Below are 18,406 nucleotides of genomic sequence, written 5' to 3' on the forward strand. Positions count from 1 at the left end.
CTATGTGGATCAAGGTTACACAGGAGAGCAGCCCGCCGAAGCTGCCCAAACAGAGGGCATCAGGCTGGAAGTGGTGAAACTTCAAGAAGCCAAGAAGGGCTTTGTGTTACTGCCCAGGCGCTGGGTGGTAGAACGCTCATTTGCTTGGTCAGCGCGGTTCCGGCGTCTGGCAAGAGACTATGAACGGTTGACGACCTCCCTGGCAGGCATCCACTGGCTGGCCTTTGCCGTGCTGATGCTTAACTCCCTCTTCTCAAGAGTTCATAACACGCTCTAGGCGCACTTGATTTTGCTGACCATTGTCCAGGACCAAGGTTGGTGCGTTTGCTTCATCGCTTGAAGGTCTTATAAAATTTTCCATTTCCAGGCCTTTTACCGCTGTCTGAATGTGGATCAGCGGCCGCAGCCCCGGTGAGCGTTGTTGGCTAAAATCGTCAGGCATCTTGCGGATCCTAAAATCGCGGAAGGTCACGTTGTGGATGTTTCCACCCCCTTCAGGAAAACGCCACCGATCCATATTCACCGCATAGAATCGGCAACCTCCTTCCACATCCCTCACGGTGACATTTTCTATCAATTCCTGATGACTAAGCAGCCGCACAAAAGTGAAGGCACTTTTTGCCCGTAGGTGCTCGACTGTGATATCTCTGATTGGGCCAGGCACCATGTCCTGCTGAATGACATATTCCTTGGCACTACCATCATCTGCATTCAATGCCACCATATCGTCGTTGGTCGCAAAAGGTGAAAGGGCCGTTAGATGGCGGATGGTGCCACGCTGGCAGAAGCCATCCAGATGCACACCATCCTGATTCATTCGCAAGACACTGAAATCGAATCCGATGTGCTCGATAACAAAGTCTTCGATATGGCAGGCACGGATGGCATAGGCGTCTGGATTCCGAATGGTCAGATTGCGCAAAGTGAGTCGCTGGACCTGGATGAAGTTGAGGGCCACTCCTGTGTAACAGGGCATTTCTTCGGGTAGACCGCGAACATTGTGCTCGTTGTTTCCATCCCAGGTTCCGCCTTCGACGGTAATGTCCTGATTGCCTTGCTTGCGATCTCGGTTCGTTAAGAGAAAGAGATTCACGTCGTTGCCTGAATGATCAGCCAGCCGGATCACCGCCTTTTCATCCAGAAGCAGGCTAGTATGAGAATCCAGAAGCAAGGCAGCGCTGATCATGTATTTGCCAGCAGGAATGACCACAGTGCGATTACCACCGTCGAGTGCCTTTTGAATCGCGGAGGTATCATCAGTGGCTCCATCTCCCTTCGCTCCCATCTCACGAACATTGACTGTCAGTGCGGAAATCGGACCAGACTCAGCCGCAGTTGATGGCGTCTGACAGCCAACAAAGAGACACAACACGGCAGCGCAGAAACCAAAGAAGGAGCGTAGGAAATGGCTTTTTACTTCGAGGGGGAGACTCCACATAGGAATCTAACGTTGTTGGGTGCATTTCTCTTCAAAGGTTCCGCTGAAACGGATACCTAGCGCAACCTCTCCACCACCACATTCCTCACTTTGGCAGTCGTTCCCCAAGTGGCGAAGCCGAAGGGGAGGCATTGGTCTATGAAACCGGGGCGTAGGGTAATGTTCTTGCCTTTGATGGTGGCATTCACCACGATCCGATCCTCCACCCAGGCCCGCAGATCCTCAGGACGCACCTCCACCCGCACGCGATACCAGCGGCCGTTTTCAAACCGCTGCTCGCCGCGGGTTTGATTCTCATTGGCATCCTTAAAGTTGATGCTGGAGATGCCTGTCACGGTGCCGCCCCAACCGCCGAGAACGAAGGTGGCGTAGGCGGCGTGACTGCCGACGGGGAAGGTGACCATGCCAAAGATGTCCTCCCCCTCCACCCGCTGGGCTTCATACTCGATGGCGTAGTTCGTCTGCGGCAGGTGGTCATCCCAGCCCAGCCATTTGGCCCCGGTCATGGGCAGACCGGCGCTGAGATGCAGCTCGCCATTTTTCACTTCGATGGTGCCCTCATCGGGAATCCCTGCCTGCTGCCACTGCGCGGCTGCAGTTCCCTCCAGCAGATGCCATACCTGCGGGGGCGGGGCGACCGGGGGCGGGTGGCGACCGCAACTGGCGAGCAGGAGCAGGACCAAACCGAGAAGACCAGAGAGACGCCGCATGGGGTGAGAGAAAAGGGATGAAGGAGCGCTCAAGATGCGAGGAAAGCGGGCGGGCAGCAAGGATAAGACGGGGGCGAGGTGGATTAATGGATGGTGGATGGGGAAGTGGGCCTGATGGGTTGAGGGCAACGTCATTCCCTGGTGAGCGCGGGGGAGACAGGTCTGCTTTTAAGATTGACTCTGCCCTGGCGGGGCCTTTAAAACCTGAGGCACTTCATTTCCCCCCCGACCTTATGAAGATTCCACGGCATCGTGCCACCCTTGTTATCCTGGGGCTTTGCCTGAGCCTGACCAGCGGTTGTCGAATGGCCGATTGGGTGTTTTGCGACGAATATGTCAACCATGTCTGGAACAGTGTTGGCATGGCCGCCATCGCCGCCTTTACCTTGCCTGTCTTGCTCGTGCCCTGGACTATGATTTGGGGGCTAGCCATGAGCGATCCTTATCCGAAGCCCCCGGTCACGCTCTGGCATTGGGCTCCGGGGAATCATGTCCGGCAGGTGTTTTGGGCGCTGTTCTTGGGTCTGCATGCCTTGGTGAGTGTGGCGTATGCATGGACCTTCGTATCTTTCATCGGCCCTCTTAGGACGGATGGTTTTGATGAGGCGGCTCTGGATGCCGGCTATAACGCCGTGGCCAGCCTTGGCGGGTTCTGGTATTGGGCCAGTCTGCGTGCGCTGGCCAGTTATCACTCCACGTTCAAGCTCTCGGCCAAGCACCGACCTACGCCTGCGGCTGAGCTACCGCCGACGACTGAGCCTTCCGCTGCGTGATCGGTCATGGACTTACGCCGAGCGCCGTGTTTCTTAGCCCATGAGCATGACTCTCGAAGCCCTGACCGAACGCATCTGCGCCTTTCGTGATGCACGTGATTGGAAGCCCTTTCACAATCCCAAGGACATGGCCGTGGCCATTGCGGCAGAGGCTGGGGAGCTGATGCAGCATTTTGTCTGGAAGACGCCGGAGCAGATTGATGAGGTGGTGGTGGCCAAGCGCGCCGAGATCACCGATGAAATCGCCGATGTGGCGATCCTGCTCTTCGAGCTGGCGCATAATCTGGACATTCCCCTGGCCGAGGCCATGAGCGCGAAGCTGGATCGCAACGAAAAACGCTACCCCGCCGACAAAGCGCGCGGCAACAATCTGAAATACAACGAGCTGTAAACGTCTCTGTCATTGACGATGGCTGCTGTTACTTGGGTCAGGTAGGGCACCTCACAAAACGCTCTGGGGCAGGTCCTGGCAGGCTCCACGGGTCCATCCATGTGGGCGTTTGATCCAGCTTAACTGGAGATGGGGCCAAGTTGATCCCCCCTGATGCGAGATGGGCCCCATCGCAACCCAAGAAACGGTTTTTCGTCCGATTGTGTCCGTGATGTCCAATTTCTTGCATCCCCCGGCTTCCTCGCTATCAAAAGCCGTTCTCCAATGACACGTCTTTTCGAAATCCTCGGTAAATTTGATCATGAAAGCGACTGCCAGAAGCTGCTCTATGCGCCGCTGCCGCAGAAGCTGACTTATCGGGAGACGACCGTGTATAAAGTGGACTTTGAAGGCGATGCCGCTGCGCTGGAAGCCTTTGTGGGCCAGGTGCTTCAGGACCCGATCAGCCAGACACTGCGTGACGGCGAGACCCTCGCTTTCGACAAGGCTAGCTTCACGCTGGAATACGGCATGAAGGGCGGTGCGCTGGACCTGGAGAAGGAGATGATCCTTAACTACTACCGCGCTTTGGAAAACCCAGCCTTCCAGATCACCAAGCTGACTTTGCGTAAACGCGTGTATGTCTTCGGTGACAAGGCCGATTCCAAGCCCTTCGTTCGCGATATCTGCAACCCTGCGATCCATACCTGGGAAGTGAAGCAGGCGGCCTAATGGCGGCAAGCTCCTTCGTGCCGCTTCAAGCTCATGCTCCGTTTTTCCTTCCTCGGTTTTCCCGTGATCATTCACTGGACCTTCTGGCTGACGCTGGCGCTCCTGGGTGGATTGATCGGTGCGGATACCCCCGAGGAGATGCAGCGCGTGCTCGTCTGGGTCATTGCCGGGGTGCTTTCCATCTTTGTGCATGAGCTGGGGCACGCGCTGACCATGCATCACTATGGGGCGCGGCAGGTGCACATGGTGTTTCACAGCTTTGGTGGTTATGCGGCCAGTGAGCGCCGGTTTGGCCGCAGTGAGTCTTTTTTTGTCAGTGCCGCAGGCCCGTTCGTGCAGATCGCTGCCGGGGTGGCCATGTGGTGGGTGATGGATGCCTGGCAGACCCCGAGCCTGATGGCCAGTTACTTCATGCGTTCCTTTGTGAACGTCAGCCTGTTTTGGGCCGTGCTGAATCTCTTCCCCATCGTCCCTCTGGATGGTGGGCATATCCTGGCGGCGGTGCTCGGTCCGCAGCGGATGAAGATCACCCTGACCATCAGCCTCGTCTGTGCCGTCGGGTTTGGGATTCTTGCGGCTTTACGCGGGCAGATCTTCATCGCCATCTTCTTCGGTATGTTCGCGTATAACAACTGGAAGCAGCTCCAAGGTGAGCGCCCCAGCATGATGCCTTGAGGCATCGGTGCAGGCTGGGCTTTCCGCACATGGAGTGTGCGGGGGACGGCATTCCTATGGAAACGGACCTCTTCGGGCAACTCGTGAGCACGAATGATTTTGATTCACATCTGTCAGTGATTAGTGTCGATTCGTGCCTCATTAGTGGTTCTTAACTCAGCTTCTGCTTACTCCATGTCTGCCGCCCTTGAAGATCTCCTCACTTGCCTGCGCTTCCCCAGCGTTTCCACGGATTCCAAGCATCATGCCGATACGCGTGCCTGTGCGGAGTGGCTGGTGGCGAAGCTGACCTCCATGGGGCTGAGCACCACTCTGCATGAGACTCCGGGGCATCCGGTGGTGGTGGCGAAGAACAAACACATCGCCGGTCGTCGCACGGTGCTGCTCTATGGCCACTACGATGTGCAGCCGGCGGAACCCTTTGCCGAATGGAAGTCCCCACCTTTCGAGCCGACGATCCGCGATGGCGTCATCTTCTGCCGTGGGGCGACGGATAACAAAGGCCAGTTGATGGCTCACGTAGCCGGGCTGGCTGAAACCCTGGCGGCTCATGCCGATCTGCCCGTGAACTTGACCATCCTCTTCGAAGGTGAAGAGGAGATCGGTAGCCCGAACTTGAAGCCTTTCCTGGAAGCCCACCGCGAGGAGTTGGCCTGTGATGTGGTGGCCATCTCGGATACGGGTATGGTCGGCCCAGGCATCGGCACCTTTACGTACGGTCTGCGCGGCATCGCCTGCATGGAGGTGAAGGTACATGGCCCGAGCATTGACCTGCACTCCGGCATCTTTGGCGGGGCGGTGCCCAATCCCGCCACCATGGCGGCGCGTTTGGTGGCCTCGCTGCATGATGCGCAGGGTAAGGTGCAAATCCCTGGCTTTTACGAGGCAGTGAAACCTCTCCAGGATTGGGAGCGGGCTGCCTGGGCCGAGCTTGGCGATGGTGATGCAGAAACCCTCATGCTCACGGGTGTGCCCGAGTTGTTTGGCGAACCTGGATTCACCGAGCGCGAACGCCGCTGGGCGCGCCCTACGGCGGAGGTGAATGGCATCGGCGGTGGGTATCAGGGCGAAGGCTCGAAGACGGTCATTCCACGTGAGGCTTTCTTTAAACTATCCTTCCGCCTCGTGCCGGACCAGAACCCCGAGCAGATTCTCGATTTGGCGACGGCATACCTCCAGTCCAAAGCTCCCTCCAGTGTGCGCCTGGATATCTATCGCGGTCACACGGGGCAGGCTTACCTCATGGATCCCCAGGGTTCACTCGGTCAGGCCGCACAGCGGGCCTTGTTGAAGACCTTCGGAGGCAAAACCGCGCTCATTCGTGAAGGCGGGAGCATCCCGATCGTGCAGGCCTTTAAGGACGTGCTGAATGCCGATACCCTGCTTCTCGGTCTGGCCCTGCCGGATTGCCAAGCTCACGCGCCGAACGAGAACTTCCCGATTGCCAACTTCGAAGCGGGCATTCGCCTGAATCAGAACCTGCTCGCTGAGTTGGGGGCGTGAAGGTGATCGTTAACAGGGCCTCTGGATTCGCTGCTTTTGTTCGGCCAGTTTTGGTGAGGGTTTCAGAGAAACGTCACCAATACTCGCCTACAGGTTTTTGAGCACATAGTCCCAGGTGGTCAGTACGGCCCATGTGGCAGCGACGCCTACCCCGATGTCCACTGCCGTGATGCGATTCCAGAGCCTTTTGCCACTGTTCAAGAAAGCCATCAAGGGTTCAGGAATCTGCTCTTCGGGTCGTTGGGGTGCGGTTTTCTCTCCGTCAGCTTCTGGATTTGTCGATGATGATGTTTCAGCTCCTGCCTGCAAGAGCAGATCTTGGGCACGTTTGAATTCTGCTAGATTCAGGCGGTGTATTGCAGCGGCTACGGCGATCACCAGGAAGTATTCGTTGTGATATTGGCGGTTGATCATCCAACCTGACATGCAATACGCGATCAGTAAAAGCATGGCTGCTCGACGACAGCGTTCATGATCCGTCTCGGGTTGGGTGAGCTGAGAACCGACCAGGAGCGAACGCCCAGCGATCCAGAGCAGGAGGAGGTAGCAAAAGAGTCCATTGATGCCTAGCTCCGCACCAACCTGAACGTAACTGGAGTGGGTGGCTTTATTTTCCATTTGGCCTTCCCAAATGATGTATCCTTTAAACTGTCCCCACCCTTCTCCTGTGGACTTGGTGCGGGTGATTTCACGGGCCATTTCCCACACCATCAGGCGGCCTTGCACACCTTCATCGGCACGAAGATTCCCCATTTTTTCCATGCGAGGTAGGAAACTCAGCGCGGACACGCCTAATGTGGCGGCGATGGCGATGGCGAAGATCTGCACCGCTTTTGGACGGCCGATGACAAAGACTAAGACACACAGCACTCCGCCCACCAGGAAAGAGCCCTTGGATTGGGTGCTGTAAGCACAGTGTGCTGCTAGGGCCGAGCAGAGCGGGAATATGATGATTCTGCCCGTGAAGCCGCCTTTCCAAAAATATAAAACGTAGCTGAGCGGAATGGCCACGATGACGGAGTGAGCGAGCGCGTTCGGATTATTGTGAAGCCAAGTGCCGATGCAGAGGCGGTCAAAGAACATGGAGGTCATGTCCTTGGCGCCGGTCAGATCCAAGCCGTAGAGACTGGCCACAGCCATGAAGGCCACCCCGAGCAGCATAAAGTTCCAGAACTTCAGGTAGCCTAAAACCCGTTCCCAGGTGGTAAGCGAGTGTAGTGTGAAGAAATAGAAGACGACGTAGGGTAAGAAGGCCTTGAACGTGCCATTTGAGTCAGGCGAAGTCCACACGATGTATCCGTAGTAGGCCAGCATAGCCCAGTCGTGCGGGGTCTTGAATACTCCCGGCACCGGAGACCGTGACCGGGCATTCATGAAGCTGGCGATCCAGATGAGGATAACGGGCCGCACAATATTGAAGCCGACCATCGCCGGTATCCAATCTTGAGGCCGGATATAATACAGAAATAGGAATAATAGAGCGGCTCTGTATTCCATCAGGAGGCGAGGCGGCGGCTAGAACGTCAGAATTCCTTTAAGCTGCAACAGCTTTCAAACAAGAGCAAAACGGCTTTTGGAAACATTCGTGTACATTTAACGGCTATTTCCAACTCCGATCCAGCAGATGCGCCGGGAAGAGGTCTGGACGGAACTGGTGCAGTTCTTCATAAGCAGGGCGCACAGCGTCTTTTGCCTCGGGGGATGCGTAAGTCGGGTGAGGCCTCCATTGCGGCTGAATGATGTCCCGGGTCCAGGGGCGATTTTCCAGTTCACTCTGAGACTTGAACAGGGCGTTGACCTTGGCGTGGGAGACTTGGCAGGCCAGGTTCTCTTGTGCCCAGACGTGGGGACGGAGCTTCGGGGTCTTCTGAAGCAGTGCTTGCAGATCTGCTGCCGCGTGGCCGTGGCGGAGTCGGCTGCCCGTTTGATCGTTGATGTAGGCGAGCGGGCCCACGTGGGCATCTTCTCGCATGGCCAGTGCACAGCCTGCAAAGAGCGACTCAACTGCCGCCACACAGCAGCCTTCGCGGCGGCTCATGATGACGGAGACCTTGGCTCGGCATTGATGGGCAGCCACTTCATGGATCGGGATGGATTCATGGATCTCGATGTGGTGGTTCACTCCAAAAGACCTGGCCAGTTGGCGAATTGTGTCTTGAGTCCGGCCGGGCTCTTTTTGACCGATGAGAACCACCTTTAACTCTCCTGGAATCTGGGCCAGGATTTGGAAGAGTTCCCAGTGTCGTTTGAACTCGCCCCAATTCGCAACCATCACGATGTCGGTGCTGCGTTGCTCATAGGGCAGGGGCTGGTAAAGGGTGGGATTGATCCAGTCACAAGGCAGGGTCGGCAGGCACTTCAAGCGAGGGTGAAAGCTCTCAATGATTGGAATCTCCTGATAATTACAGCTCTGCACATACACCGTGCCTGGAACGCGAGATACGGCACAGGCCAAGGCAGCGTAATCGGTGGGGGACCAACTGGTAGAGAGGACGAGATGGTAGCGATCATTTAGCCACCGAAACTCCGTTTCAGAGAGAGCGGTTAACAGTCGTGCCCAGTTATATTCAAAGGTCATCAACAAGATGCCTTTCTCGCCTCCCTCGGACGGTGTCTTCAGCAGGATGCTGCGGCTCAGTCCAGGATCGTCTGCAATGACCTTACGATAGCGTGAATTACAACGAACCACGGCGTCCCAAAGGGGGGCGTTTTCGATCCCGGGCTTTTTTTGAAGACTAGCGAGGATCCGTTGCTTCAGAATCGGAGATTCAGCCAGATCAAAGGCGCGGGCCAACCGAGCGGCTCTCTCTTCGAGGTCTACAGAAAGACGGCCACGGACTGCTAATGCACTGGCGAAGAGGGAACGGGCGAAAGTGGAATGCCGAATTTCGTCTTTGAGTCGTAGCAGTTGGACCATCGGAGATTGAGAGCTTCAGCGTGTATGACAGGCCCCTAGGCCACGTATGATCCTGGTAACTGCATGACCTGCTGATGCAATGCGGCGTCAGGGGTCATGAAGAACCAATCCTGGAGGCCTTTGCGGTCCTCATTGACCAAATCATTGATCTCTCGGAAAAGGAGATCACGCAGGATAGGGTATTGTTTATAATCCACACCGGCGTTGGTGATCTTAGTCAGGTGATGAGTGGGGGAAAAGAAGCTCTGCACTTGGTCAGTCACACCTTTGCGCAGGCAGTCATGCAGTTCGATGAGAATGTCGGCCTTATTGAGCCAAGAGACGCCGCCTTTCACCAGAAGCTCGATTTCATAACCATCGACATCGCATACGACCAGCGTCGTTTCAGGATTGACCTCTTTTTCCAGAGCGATCAAGCCCTGGGGATCGCAGGCACCTCGGATGTCGAAACGATTCTCGACACCGTTGAGTTTAGCGACTTTGGTGAGAGTGGCCCTCGACGGATCGTGCATTTCAAAAGCCACCGTTTTAGATTCCGGGAAAGCCAATGCCAGCCCCACGGCGTAGTAGCCATCTGCGGCGCCGATGTTGATGATGTGGGTGTAGCGGCGGTTCGCGGCCAAGTAGCTCACCAAGCTGTGTAGCTCATGCTCATAGGTGCCGATGACTTTTTGAAAGCGGCAGGAGATGTAACCTTCCGAAGGATATTGGAAGCCTTTGAACGGGCCTTTCTGCACGATGTCCCCGTAAGCACCTTTTTCCTTGAGACGTTTTTCAACCACACGGCGGCGGGCTCGTTGATGTTGATATTGCAGATAATCCATCCCCCGGCTCGCCAGGGGCTTGCTGAAGAGGTTGAGGGTAGGACCGTCTATGAGACGTCTGATCGACTGCACGAGCGGGTTTGCCATAAGTTTTCGGGAGTCTTGGAGTTACTTAGCGAAGGCTAAAGCCTCTTCACCCGTCCGTATAATTCCGGGTAAGGCATCAATCAACTGAGGGAGAAAATTTTGTGATAACATCATGGGGCATTCTCTTTAATGATGGACTCGCCATTTACGCTCATGAATCAAATCGATCTTTCTAACAGAAGCGCCATCGTCACCGGCAGCGCACGCGGTATTGGGTATGCCATTGCGGAACGTTTATTGAGATCAGGTGCGGCAGTGTGCTTGTGGGATGTGGATGCAGGAGCCCTGGCTGGGGCCCAGCAGAGTCTCGCCTCCCTCGGGCAGGTAGTGACAGCCCAAGTGGATGTCACGGATTCGGCCTCCTGCCAATCGGCTGCCCAAGAAACAGTCAGCGCTCTCGGGAAGGTGGATATCCTGGTCAATAATGCGGGCATCGCCGGAAATAACGCGAAGACTTGGGAGCTGAAGCCCGAAGAGTGGGCCAAGGTGGTGGGGGTGAATCTCACCGGAATTTTTCACTGCTGTCATGCGGTGGTGCCCCATTTGCTGAGCAATGGTTACGGGCGCATCGTCAATATCGCTTCCATCGCAGGGAAGGAGGGGAACCCGAACGCGGCCCATTACAGTGCGTCGAAGGCAGGGGTTATTGCCCTGACCAAGAGCTTGGGCAAGGAACTGGCGACCTCCAATGTCGTGGTGAATTGCATCACCCCGGCGGTGATCGAGACGGATATCTTCAGCCAGATGACCCAGACGCACATCGACTACATGCTGGCGAAGATCCCCATGGGGCGGTTCGGCCAGAAGCACGAGGCCGCTGCCATGGTGGCCTGGTTGTGCTCGGAGGAGTGCTCCTTTACGACCGGAGGCGTCTTTGATCTCTCGGGAGGCCGCGCCACCTACTGAAGATGACATCCGCCCCGTCTCGTTCTGCCGATCTTTCGGGGTAAGAAATGTGGCAGGAGTGGCCCCCCTCTCACCCCTGTCGTTGACAAACCCGCTGCGCGCTCCTTTTTAGCCAGCCCTCCCCGGGGAAACCCGCACAACCATCCAGACCGCACCTTTCCCATTATGGACTTCATCGCCAAAAACATCGCCGAACTCTCGCCTTCCATGACCCTTGCCATCACCAGCCAGGCGAAGGCGCTGAAGAAACAGGGCGTGGATGTGCTCAGCTTTGGGGCGGGAGAGCCTGACTTTAACACCCCGGACCATATCACCGCGGCGGCTATCGAGGCGCTGAACACGGGCAAGACCCGTTACACGGAGAGCGCTGGCCTTATTGAGTTGCGCGAGGCGATCGCGGCTAAGCTGCTGGTGGATAACGGCATCCAGTATGACCCTGCCCAGATCAGTGTGAACTGCGGTGCCAAGCACTCCTGTTACAATGCAATCGCCGCCGTCGTGAATCCTGGTGATGAAGTCATCATCCCGGCTCCTTACTGGACCAGCTACCCTGAGATGGTGAAGCTGGTGGGCGGTATCCCGGTTATCGTCGAAACCAAACTGGAAAACGACTGGAAGATCACTCCTGAAGAATTCGAGGACGCCATGTCCCCGATGACCAAGATGATCATCATCAACAGCCCAGGCAACCCAACCGGCTCTGTCTATTCTCGTGAGGAACTGAAGGCCATCGGTGAAATCGCTGCGGCTGAGGACATCCTCATCCTTTCCGACGAAATCTATGAGAAGCTGGTCTATGGCGAAGAGAAGCACGTCAGTATCGCCAGCATCAGCAAGGATATCTTCGACCACACCATCACCATCAATGGTTTTTCCAAAGCCTATGCTATGACAGGCTGGCGCCTCGGCTACACTGCGGCTCCGAAGAAGATCGCTGACGCCATCGACACGATCCAGAGCCACACCACCAGCAATCCCACCACCTTTGCCCAATATGGTGCCATCGCCGCTCTCCAGGGGGATCAACAGATCGTGGCTGACATGCGCGATGAGTTCGACGTGCGCCGCCAGTATATGCTGAGCCGCCTGCAGGCCATCAAAGGCCTCAAGGTCGTCGAGCCGAAGGGTGCTTTCTACTTCCTGGTCGGCATTGAGTCCTACGGCATCAAGTCCATCAACTTCTGCGAGAAGCTGCTCAGCAAAGGTAAAGTGGCTGCCGTTCCTGGCGTCGCCTTCGGTTCGGAATACACCCTCCGCTTCAGCTACGCCACTGGCCTTGATGTGATCAACGCTGGCATGGACCGCTTTGAAGAGTTTTGCGGTCAGCATTAATCCGAGGGCGTCAACTCACAGCACATCACCTTCTTGGAGGGCAGATCTTTGGATCTGCCCTTTTTCATGGAGAGTGCCTGCCCTTCGTCGAGGTGGATTCGCCAAGGATCACTGAACGGCGGAATCTGTTCAGTTTCAGGCAGTTTGAATGATTGGTCATACCTCTTCGGGCTTTTTGAAATCCAATTTGCAACTAAACATATTTTAATAACTAAATCACATTATAATGTGACTAACTCGGATGCGTTTCACCTAGAGCTCACGAGCTTCTCAGAAATGTAAAAGCAAATCGAAATTAGCTTTATTATTAAAAGTAAATATCATATTAATGCGCTTAATGAAGCAGCAAGTGCGTCGCGTCGTTTCTGCATAAAATGTTTTGAGGCCGCCAACCTGACCGAAGGTTTGTAGATCTAGCCCTGGTGTAAGAGAAAGAGAAGGCGCCAGTAAATCGTCATCCGAGTTCTAGTTCTACGTTTACAGCTTAAATTCTCCCCTTCTTTGCGTTGAATTTACAGCAAAAAAGACTGTTAACCCGCTTATCTCGGTCCTTTCCTAGAGCAACGGTGTTGGAACGACGAAATGGCAAAGCAGTCTTCGATTTCCCAATCAGGTTGGTTTGGATGGCAGCATCTGAATGTAATAATTAAGTAATTATCGTGGTCATAAGAGCCTGGAAGCTGCCCGCTTCAAATTTAGTCTCCCAGGATAATATTTAGCATTAGATACAATCATGCATTGATGAAATCGTAGGAAATTTATATTAGGTTAAGTTGCTGGCAGTTGCAAAATGTAATTGTATTGGGAAAAGATTAAATTTACTGTAAATATCATTACTGGTTCTCACTGGTGCTGATGTGTGTCAGAGCTGGCGACTTCATTCGTGTTTCTCAATTAGCTGGGCCTCTTCAGGCGTTCGATTATAGTAAATATAAAAACTATTACCTTATGAAAGTGAACAATACCCTTGTCGTTTCGGTCGGTCAGGCAGGAAACCAGATTGCTTCATCTTTCTGGAGAACGCTCTGCCTGGAGCACGGCATTGATCCTACAACAGCCCAGTGCAAATCGGGTGCTGCGCCTAAGGGAAACTGGAGTGCATTCTTCTCAAAATTGGGAGATGGAAGCTCTGCTAGCTATGTGCCACGTTCGGTCATGGTGGATCTGGAGCCGAGCGTGATTAATCAAATCAAGGCGACGACGGGCTCCTTGTTCAATCCAGCCAACCTAATCACCCGCATGGAAGGTGCTGGCGGGAACTTCGCCGTGGGTTACATGGGGGCGGGCCGCGAGGTTCTGCCGGAAGCCATGGCCCGCCTGGACTATGAAATCAGCAAGTGTGACCATGTCGGCGGCATTATCGTGCTGCATGCCATCGGGGGTGGCTCAGGCTCGGGTTTTGGCTCTCTTCTGATCGAGGAGATCAAGGAAAAGTATCCAGAACATCCCATTCTGAGCTGCGCCATCCTGCCTTCACCGCAAGTGTCCTCTGTGGTGACGGAACCTTACAACACGGTTTTCGCCTTGAGCACTCTGCGTCGTTTCGCGGATGCGTGTCTGATTTTTGATAATGAAGCTCTTTTCAATGTGGCCTTCCGTCGCTGGGGCATTGAAAGCCCGTCTGTGGATGATCTCAATTTACTCATCACAGAAGCCTTGGCTGGCCTGACCGCACCGATGCGTTTCAGCGGCTTCCTGACGGTGGAGATCAGCCTGCGTGAATTACTCACCAATCTCGTGCCTCAGCCGAGCTTGCACTTCTTGATGTGCACCTTCGCCCCGCTGACTCCTCCCCATCAGAGCAAGTTCGAAGAAATGGGCATTGAGGAGATGATCGAGTCCATGTTCAGGAATGAGTCGATGTTTGCCGCGTGTTCTCCCATGGAAGGCCGCTTTTTGAGCACCGCTGTGCTCTATCGAGGGGTGATGGAAGATAAACCGCAAGCAGATGCTGCACTGGCTTCCATTCGTGGGCGTCTCCCATTGACCTATTGGATTCCAACAGCTTTTAAAATTGGTTATGTTGAGCAACCTGGTATCACCCATCGTCGTAGCGTGGTGCTGGTGGCTAATAACACCGAGGTATCGCGAGTGTTTGAGCGCATCTGCTCGAACTTCGATAAGCTTTGGCAGCGGAAAGCCTTCGCCAATTGGTATCTGAATGAAGGCATGTCCGAAGAGCAAATCACAGCCATGCGTGCCTCGGCGCAGGATCTGATTCAGAGCTATCGAGTGGCGGAGGAAACCGGCGTCATGAACAGGGGACAGGAAATCCAGCGCAGGACCTCCACACCGGCATTGGCACCTGAGCCTGAGCCAACACCTCAACCCCAATACACTCCAGCTCCAGTCTCACGCCCCATCCCAATGCAAGGCTACTATGAGGGGGCACGCAGCAGCAGTTCCACCCACCTGCGAACGTTGGTCGAGCGCCGCTACTAGAGCGCTTGCATGACGCATTCATTCAACACTCAAGATCAAGAACTTTTCCCGGAGGACGAACAGTGAGAGAGATTTTAAGCATTCACGTGGGGCAATGCGGCAACCAGATCGCCGACAGCTTTTGGCGACTGGCCCTGAAAGAGCATGGCCTTACAGAAACCGGAACGCTGAAAGAGGGGGCCAATGCAGCGGCCAATAGCAATTTGGAAGTTTTCTTTCACCGCGTAAGAGAGGGAAAATACGTCCCTCGCGCCGTCTTGATCGATCTTGAACCTGGAGTGATTGGCAGGATCGAGAGTGGGGACATGTCCAAGCTCTTCGATGAAAGCTGCATCGTTCGCAAAATCCCAGGTGCTGCTAACAACTGGGCGCGTGGCTACCATGCGGAAGGTAAGCGGGTGATCGATCAGATCATGAATGTGATCGACAGCGCGGTTGAAAAGACCAAGGGGCTTCAGGGATTCTTACTCACGCATTCCATCGGAGGAGGTTCCGGGTCAGGTCTCGGGTCACTGATCCTCGAAAGGCTGCGTCAGGCTTATCCGAAGAAGCGCATCTTTACCTTTTCGGTCGTGCCGTCGCCGCTGATCTCAGACTCTGCTGTGGAGCCTTACAACGCTATTCTCACCCTGAAGCGCCTGCTGGATCACGCGGATGGTTCGGTGCTGTTGGATAATGAGGCTCTGTTCCGCATCGCTAAGACGAAGCTGAATCGCAGCCCCACTTACATGGACCTGAACAACATCATCGCTTTGATTGTGAGTTCCGTCACGGCGTCGCTGCGGTTTCCGGGGAAGCTGAATACCGACCTGAGTGAATTCGTGACTAATTTGGTGCCATTTCCTGGCAATCATTTCCTGACGGCAAGCTTTGCGCCCATGCGCACTGCTGATGACGAAAGCCAAGTGCGCATGAGCTTCCCTGAACTGGCCCGTGAGACCTTTGCGCAGGACAATTTTACGGCGGAGATTGATTGGCAAAACGGCGTTTACCTCGCTGCCAGCGCCTTGTTCCGGGGCGAGGTGAAGGCCAAGGAGGTGGATGAGAACATGGCCACGATCCGCAAGGAGTTGAACTACGCCAGCTACATGCCGGCCTCAGGCGGTCTCAAACTAGGTTATGCCGAGACCGCTCCGGCGGGCTTTGCCTCCAGTGGACTGGCTTTGGTCAACCACACCGGCATCTCAGCCGTGTTTGAGCGCCTGATCGGGCAGTTCGATATCATGTTCGATAATCACGCCTACACCCATTGGTATGAGAATGCCGGTGTGTCTCGCGATCAAATGGCCGTCGCTCGAGACCAGATTGCCAACCTCGCTCTATCCTACCGGGATGCCAGCTAACGCACGATACGGCTGAGCCTTCTTACCCCACCCTCCCACTCTCCTCTCTGTTATTCTTCAACCTTAACCTATCGCCCTCACCATGCCTTACAGTGTCGATACCAAGTTGGATCGTCAGATTGAGATTGCTTCTCGCCATGTGGAAGAAGCACGGCGTGCCGTCAATCGGGACGCCAGTTTCATAGGTCAACTTGTGGAGCAAATCAGCGTCCTGGCGAGTCTTCGGCAAAAGGACGGTGACTTCCCCAAGGCAGAGTCCCTTTACCGCGAAGCGCTTTATAGCGCCTTAGAAGCACGGCCTCGAGATGCGGACTTGCTGATCGGCATTTATTCGCTGCTCGCTCACCTGTATGATCGTTGGGGGCGGATGCCAGAGTCTGCCGAGTTTTATCAAATGGCCTTGGATGCAGCGGAAAAAGCTGGTGTTTGCAACAGCAAGGTGGCCACCATCAAGAACAACTTGGCCATGATTTACAAGCAGCAGCATGACTACGCTAAAGCAGAGCAATACTACCTGGAGGCACTCGACATCTTCGAAGCGACGGATGGCCGCTACAGCGCTAGTGTGGCCAGTGTGTTCAACAACCTCGGTGTTCTTTATTATTTGAACTTGGATGTCGAACACGCCATGCAGATGCACGAACAGGCGCTCGTGATTCGACAAAATCTCGGAGAAAGTCAGATGGATCCAGCGGATCTCTCTCAAACCTACATCAATCTCGGGGCGGCTTATAAAGCCACGGGAGACTTTCAACAGGCGGAGGTGTGGGTGGAGCGCGCGAAAAAACTGCGTGCGCAAATGCACATGAGTCACCCCACGCCCCAGCGAGCCGCTTCCCTTTTGGTGGATAAGCCGTTTTGAATAAATGGATCCTCGCGATAGTTTACAGGTCAGCTAAGTGGCAGCGCTTTGATGAGTTGCAAAGCGATGTAAGACCCTTGTGATTCTGCGTATCTATCTTAATTAGACGGTGGATCTTATAAAAGTGGGCATGAAAATCTCGTCTCGAATTTTCCTTTTCTTTTAGTCTCGGTGTCGTTGTGCTGGTCGTTTGGTTAGCCCTGCAAACAGAAGGAAAAACGGTCGGCACTCGACATTAGAGAGATGGGCTCTCAAAAACGTTCCGAGTCGAAGAAAACCCTCATCAAAAAGGAACGGATACCCCAACCCCCATTCTTTCAGGTTTGGTGGAGCTACAGGCTCCGTAATGGCAACGCTTCGTGCCGGTTTTTTCCTTTGCAAGCCTGCCGTGGCGCTCCTATAAACTTCCCCCTCACGTCCTGGGAGGCGCTGTCGTATTCCAGAACTCCGTTTTGAACCCCCACTCCTGCACTGCCATGGGAAACATCTACAACAACATCGTCGAAACCGTCGGTAAGACTCCGCTGGTGAAACTGAACAAGGTCACCGAAGGACTCGACGCCACCATCGCGCTGAAGTGCGAGTTCTTCAATCCCCTCGGGAGCGTGAAGGACCGTATTGGCATGGCCATGATCGAAGATGCAGAGGCTCGCGGCATCCTGAATAAGGACACCGTCATTGTCGAGCCGACCAGTGGTAACACCGGCATCGCGCTCGCCTTCGTGGCGGCTGCCAAAGGTTACAAGCTCGTCCTGACCATGCCTGAGACCATGAGCTTGGAGCGCCGGACCCTGCTGGCCCTGCTCGGCGCAGATCTGGTGCTGACCCCTGGCCCTCAGGGCATGAAGGGCGCCATCGCCAAAGCGGAGGAGATCCTCAAGGAGACTCCGAATGCCTGGATGCCCCAGCAGTTTGAAAACCCCGCCAACCCGGCTATCCACATGAAGACCACCGCCGAGGAAATCTGGGCGGATACGGATGGCCAAGTGGACATCTTCGTGGCCGCTGTCGGCACGGGCGGCACCCTCACCGGCACCTGCGAGGTGATCAAACCCCGCAAGCCAAGCTTCCAGGCCATCGCCGTGGAGCCTGAGGCCAGCCCGGTCATCAACCAGACATTGGCCGGTGAACCTGTGCAGCCTGGTCCGCACAAGATTCAGGGCACAGGCGCCGGTTTCGTGCCAAAGAACCTTCACCTCAAGGACAGCGCCGGTAACCCGCAGATCATCGAGTGCATCAAGATCAGCAATGACGACGCTTTCGCCATGGCTCGCCGCCTAGCTAAAGAAGAAGGCATCCTGGTCGGCATCAGCACCGGTGCCAACGTGTTGGCCGCCATCCGTGTGGCTCAGCGTCCTGAAAACAAGGGTAAGCTGATCGTCACCGTGGCTTGCTCCACCGGTGAGCGTTACCTCTCCACCGCCCTCGCCGATGAGGCGCGTGCAAAAGTGGGAGCCTAATCTCGTTTCTCCCTCTCGTTACTCTCCAGTTC

At 55.2% G+C, this 18,406-nt stretch carries 17 protein-coding genes; 12 read left to right on the plus strand and 5 right to left on the minus strand.

What is annotated here, in order from left to right; genetic code table 11:
* A partial coding sequence (locus B5D61_RS14160) for a transposase (RefSeq protein ID WP_139373261.1) occupies nucleotides 1–277 on the plus strand: 277 nt, incomplete at its 5' end.
* On the opposite strand, the gene B5D61_RS14165 is transcribed toward B5D61_RS14160, so the two are convergent.
* Entirely contained in the window at nucleotides 254–1,438 is a 1,185-nt protein-coding gene (locus B5D61_RS14165; protein ID WP_078814040.1) for a glycosyl hydrolase family 28-related protein, read from the minus strand. The two genes, B5D61_RS14160 and B5D61_RS14165, sit on opposite strands and share 24 nt — an antisense overlap.
* Nucleotides 1,439–1,494: 56 nt before the next feature.
* Entirely contained in the window at nucleotides 1,495–2,148 is a 654-nt protein-coding gene (locus tag B5D61_RS14170) for a 3-keto-alpha-glucoside-1,2-lyase-like domain-containing protein (RefSeq protein ID WP_139373262.1), read from the minus strand.
* A gap of 233 nt (nucleotides 2,149–2,381) precedes the next feature.
* Here B5D61_RS14170 and B5D61_RS14175 point away from each other — a divergent pair, with 233 nt between their 5' ends.
* The 5 genes from B5D61_RS14175 (at nucleotide 2,382) to B5D61_RS14195 (ending at nucleotide 6,201) form a co-directional block, all read left to right on the plus strand.
* On the plus strand, nucleotides 2,382–2,921 hold the full coding sequence (locus B5D61_RS14175; RefSeq protein ID WP_139373263.1) for a hypothetical protein: 540 nt from the start codon (nucleotides 2,382–2,384) through the stop codon (nucleotides 2,919–2,921).
* A gap of 40 nt (nucleotides 2,922–2,961) precedes the next feature.
* Nucleotides 2,962–3,312, plus strand: coding sequence for a nucleotide pyrophosphohydrolase (locus B5D61_RS14180; RefSeq protein ID WP_217698982.1), 351 nt, complete (start codon nucleotides 2,962–2,964; stop codon nucleotides 3,310–3,312).
* A gap of 264 nt (nucleotides 3,313–3,576) precedes the next feature.
* Nucleotides 3,577–4,023 carry a hypothetical protein gene (locus tag B5D61_RS14185; protein ID WP_078814043.1) on the plus strand — a complete coding sequence of 149 codons (447 nt, stop codon included), beginning with the start codon at nucleotides 3,577–3,579 and terminating at the stop codon, nucleotides 4,021–4,023.
* Nucleotides 4,024–4,056: 33 nt separating this feature from the next.
* Nucleotides 4,057–4,698 (plus strand): metalloprotease, encoded by a 642-nt coding sequence (locus B5D61_RS14190; RefSeq protein ID WP_078814044.1) that lies wholly within the window; start codon nucleotides 4,057–4,059, stop codon nucleotides 4,696–4,698.
* A gap of 174 nt (nucleotides 4,699–4,872) precedes the next feature.
* Nucleotides 4,873–6,201 carry a dipeptidase gene (locus B5D61_RS14195; protein WP_078814045.1) on the plus strand — a complete coding sequence of 443 codons (1,329 nt, stop codon included), beginning with the start codon at nucleotides 4,873–4,875 and terminating at the stop codon, nucleotides 6,199–6,201.
* Nucleotides 6,202–6,288: 87 nt separating this feature from the next.
* Here the strand turns inward: B5D61_RS14195 and B5D61_RS14200 are convergent, their stop codons facing one another.
* The 3 genes from B5D61_RS14200 to B5D61_RS14210 form a co-directional block, all read right to left on the minus strand.
* Nucleotides 6,289–7,698 (minus strand): O-antigen ligase family protein, encoded by a 1,410-nt coding sequence (locus tag B5D61_RS14200; RefSeq protein ID WP_078814046.1) that lies wholly within the window; start codon nucleotides 7,696–7,698, stop codon nucleotides 6,289–6,291.
* A gap of 103 nt (nucleotides 7,699–7,801) precedes the next feature.
* Entirely contained in the window at nucleotides 7,802–9,118 is a 1,317-nt protein-coding gene (locus B5D61_RS14205) for a glycosyltransferase (protein WP_078814047.1), read from the minus strand.
* Nucleotides 9,119–9,153: 35 nt separating this feature from the next.
* Nucleotides 9,154–10,029 carry a class I SAM-dependent methyltransferase gene (locus tag B5D61_RS14210; RefSeq protein ID WP_139373264.1) on the minus strand — a complete coding sequence of 292 codons (876 nt, stop codon included), beginning with the start codon at nucleotides 10,027–10,029 and terminating at the stop codon, nucleotides 9,154–9,156.
* A 153-nt stretch (nucleotides 10,030–10,182) separates the two neighbouring features.
* On the opposite strand from B5D61_RS14210, the gene B5D61_RS14215 reads away from it, so the two are divergent.
* The 6 genes from B5D61_RS14215 (at nucleotide 10,183) to cysK (ending at nucleotide 18,374) form a co-directional block, all read left to right on the plus strand.
* Nucleotides 10,183–10,935, plus strand: coding sequence for an SDR family NAD(P)-dependent oxidoreductase (locus B5D61_RS14215; RefSeq protein ID WP_078814237.1), 753 nt, complete (start codon nucleotides 10,183–10,185; stop codon nucleotides 10,933–10,935).
* Between the two features lie 165 nt (nucleotides 10,936–11,100).
* On the plus strand, nucleotides 11,101–12,267 hold the full coding sequence (locus B5D61_RS14220; protein WP_078814049.1) for a pyridoxal phosphate-dependent aminotransferase: 1,167 nt from the start codon (nucleotides 11,101–11,103) through the stop codon (nucleotides 12,265–12,267).
* A 948-nt stretch (nucleotides 12,268–13,215) separates the two neighbouring features.
* Nucleotides 13,216–14,709, plus strand: a complete 1,494-nt coding sequence (locus B5D61_RS14225; protein ID WP_176159439.1) for a tubulin beta chain — start codon at nucleotides 13,216–13,218, stop codon at nucleotides 14,707–14,709.
* 62 nt (nucleotides 14,710–14,771) lie between these two features.
* Nucleotides 14,772–16,052: a tubulin beta chain gene (locus B5D61_RS14230; RefSeq protein ID WP_176159440.1), complete on the plus strand. Its 1,281-nt coding sequence runs from the start codon at nucleotides 14,772–14,774 to the stop codon at nucleotides 16,050–16,052.
* An 82-nt stretch (nucleotides 16,053–16,134) separates the two neighbouring features.
* The gene (locus B5D61_RS14235) at nucleotides 16,135–16,914 is read left to right on the plus strand and encodes a tetratricopeptide repeat protein (RefSeq protein ID WP_078814052.1); all 780 of its coding nucleotides are present in this window, start codon (nucleotides 16,135–16,137) and stop codon (nucleotides 16,912–16,914) included.
* 476 nt (nucleotides 16,915–17,390) lie between these two features.
* Nucleotides 17,391–18,374: a cysteine synthase A gene (gene cysK, locus B5D61_RS14240; RefSeq protein WP_078814053.1), complete on the plus strand. Its 984-nt coding sequence runs from the start codon at nucleotides 17,391–17,393 to the stop codon at nucleotides 18,372–18,374.
* The last annotated feature ends 32 nt before the right edge of the window (nucleotides 18,375–18,406 follow it).

It is taken from the genome of Prosthecobacter debontii, assembly GCF_900167535.1.
In the GTDB taxonomy this organism is placed as follows: domain Bacteria; phylum Verrucomicrobiota; class Verrucomicrobiia; order Verrucomicrobiales; family Verrucomicrobiaceae; genus Prosthecobacter; species Prosthecobacter debontii.

Coding starts and splice junctions, on each gene's coding strand:
- B5D61_RS14165 (WP_078814040.1), bottom strand. CDS start 1,438: ATGTGGAGTCTCCCCCTCGAAGTAAAAAGCCATTTCCTACGCTCCTTC.
- B5D61_RS14170 (WP_139373262.1), bottom strand. CDS start 2,148: ATGCGGCGTCTCTCTGGTCTTCTCGGTTTGGTCCTGCTCCTGCTCGCC.
- B5D61_RS14175 (WP_139373263.1), top strand. CDS start 2,382: ATGAAGATTCCACGGCATCGTGCCACCCTTGTTATCCTGGGGCTTTGC.
- B5D61_RS14180 (WP_217698982.1), top strand. CDS start 2,962: ATGAGCATGACTCTCGAAGCCCTGACCGAACGCATCTGCGCCTTTCGT.
- B5D61_RS14185 (WP_078814043.1), top strand. CDS start 3,577: ATGACACGTCTTTTCGAAATCCTCGGTAAATTTGATCATGAAAGCGAC.
- B5D61_RS14190 (WP_078814044.1), top strand. CDS start 4,057: ATGCTCCGTTTTTCCTTCCTCGGTTTTCCCGTGATCATTCACTGGACC.
- B5D61_RS14195 (WP_078814045.1), top strand. CDS start 4,873: ATGTCTGCCGCCCTTGAAGATCTCCTCACTTGCCTGCGCTTCCCCAGC.
- B5D61_RS14200 (WP_078814046.1), bottom strand. CDS start 7,698: ATGGAATACAGAGCCGCTCTATTATTCCTATTTCTGTATTATATCCGG.
- B5D61_RS14205 (WP_078814047.1), bottom strand. CDS start 9,118: ATGGTCCAACTGCTACGACTCAAAGACGAAATTCGGCATTCCACTTTC.
- B5D61_RS14210 (WP_139373264.1), bottom strand. CDS start 10,029: ATGGCAAACCCGCTCGTGCAGTCGATCAGACGTCTCATAGACGGTCCT.
- B5D61_RS14215 (WP_078814237.1), top strand. CDS start 10,183: ATGAATCAAATCGATCTTTCTAACAGAAGCGCCATCGTCACCGGCAGC.
- B5D61_RS14220 (WP_078814049.1), top strand. CDS start 11,101: ATGGACTTCATCGCCAAAAACATCGCCGAACTCTCGCCTTCCATGACC.
- B5D61_RS14225 (WP_176159439.1), top strand. CDS start 13,216: ATGAAAGTGAACAATACCCTTGTCGTTTCGGTCGGTCAGGCAGGAAAC.
- B5D61_RS14235 (WP_078814052.1), top strand. CDS start 16,135: ATGCCTTACAGTGTCGATACCAAGTTGGATCGTCAGATTGAGATTGCT.
- cysK (WP_078814053.1), top strand. CDS start 17,391: ATGGGAAACATCTACAACAACATCGTCGAAACCGTCGGTAAGACTCCG.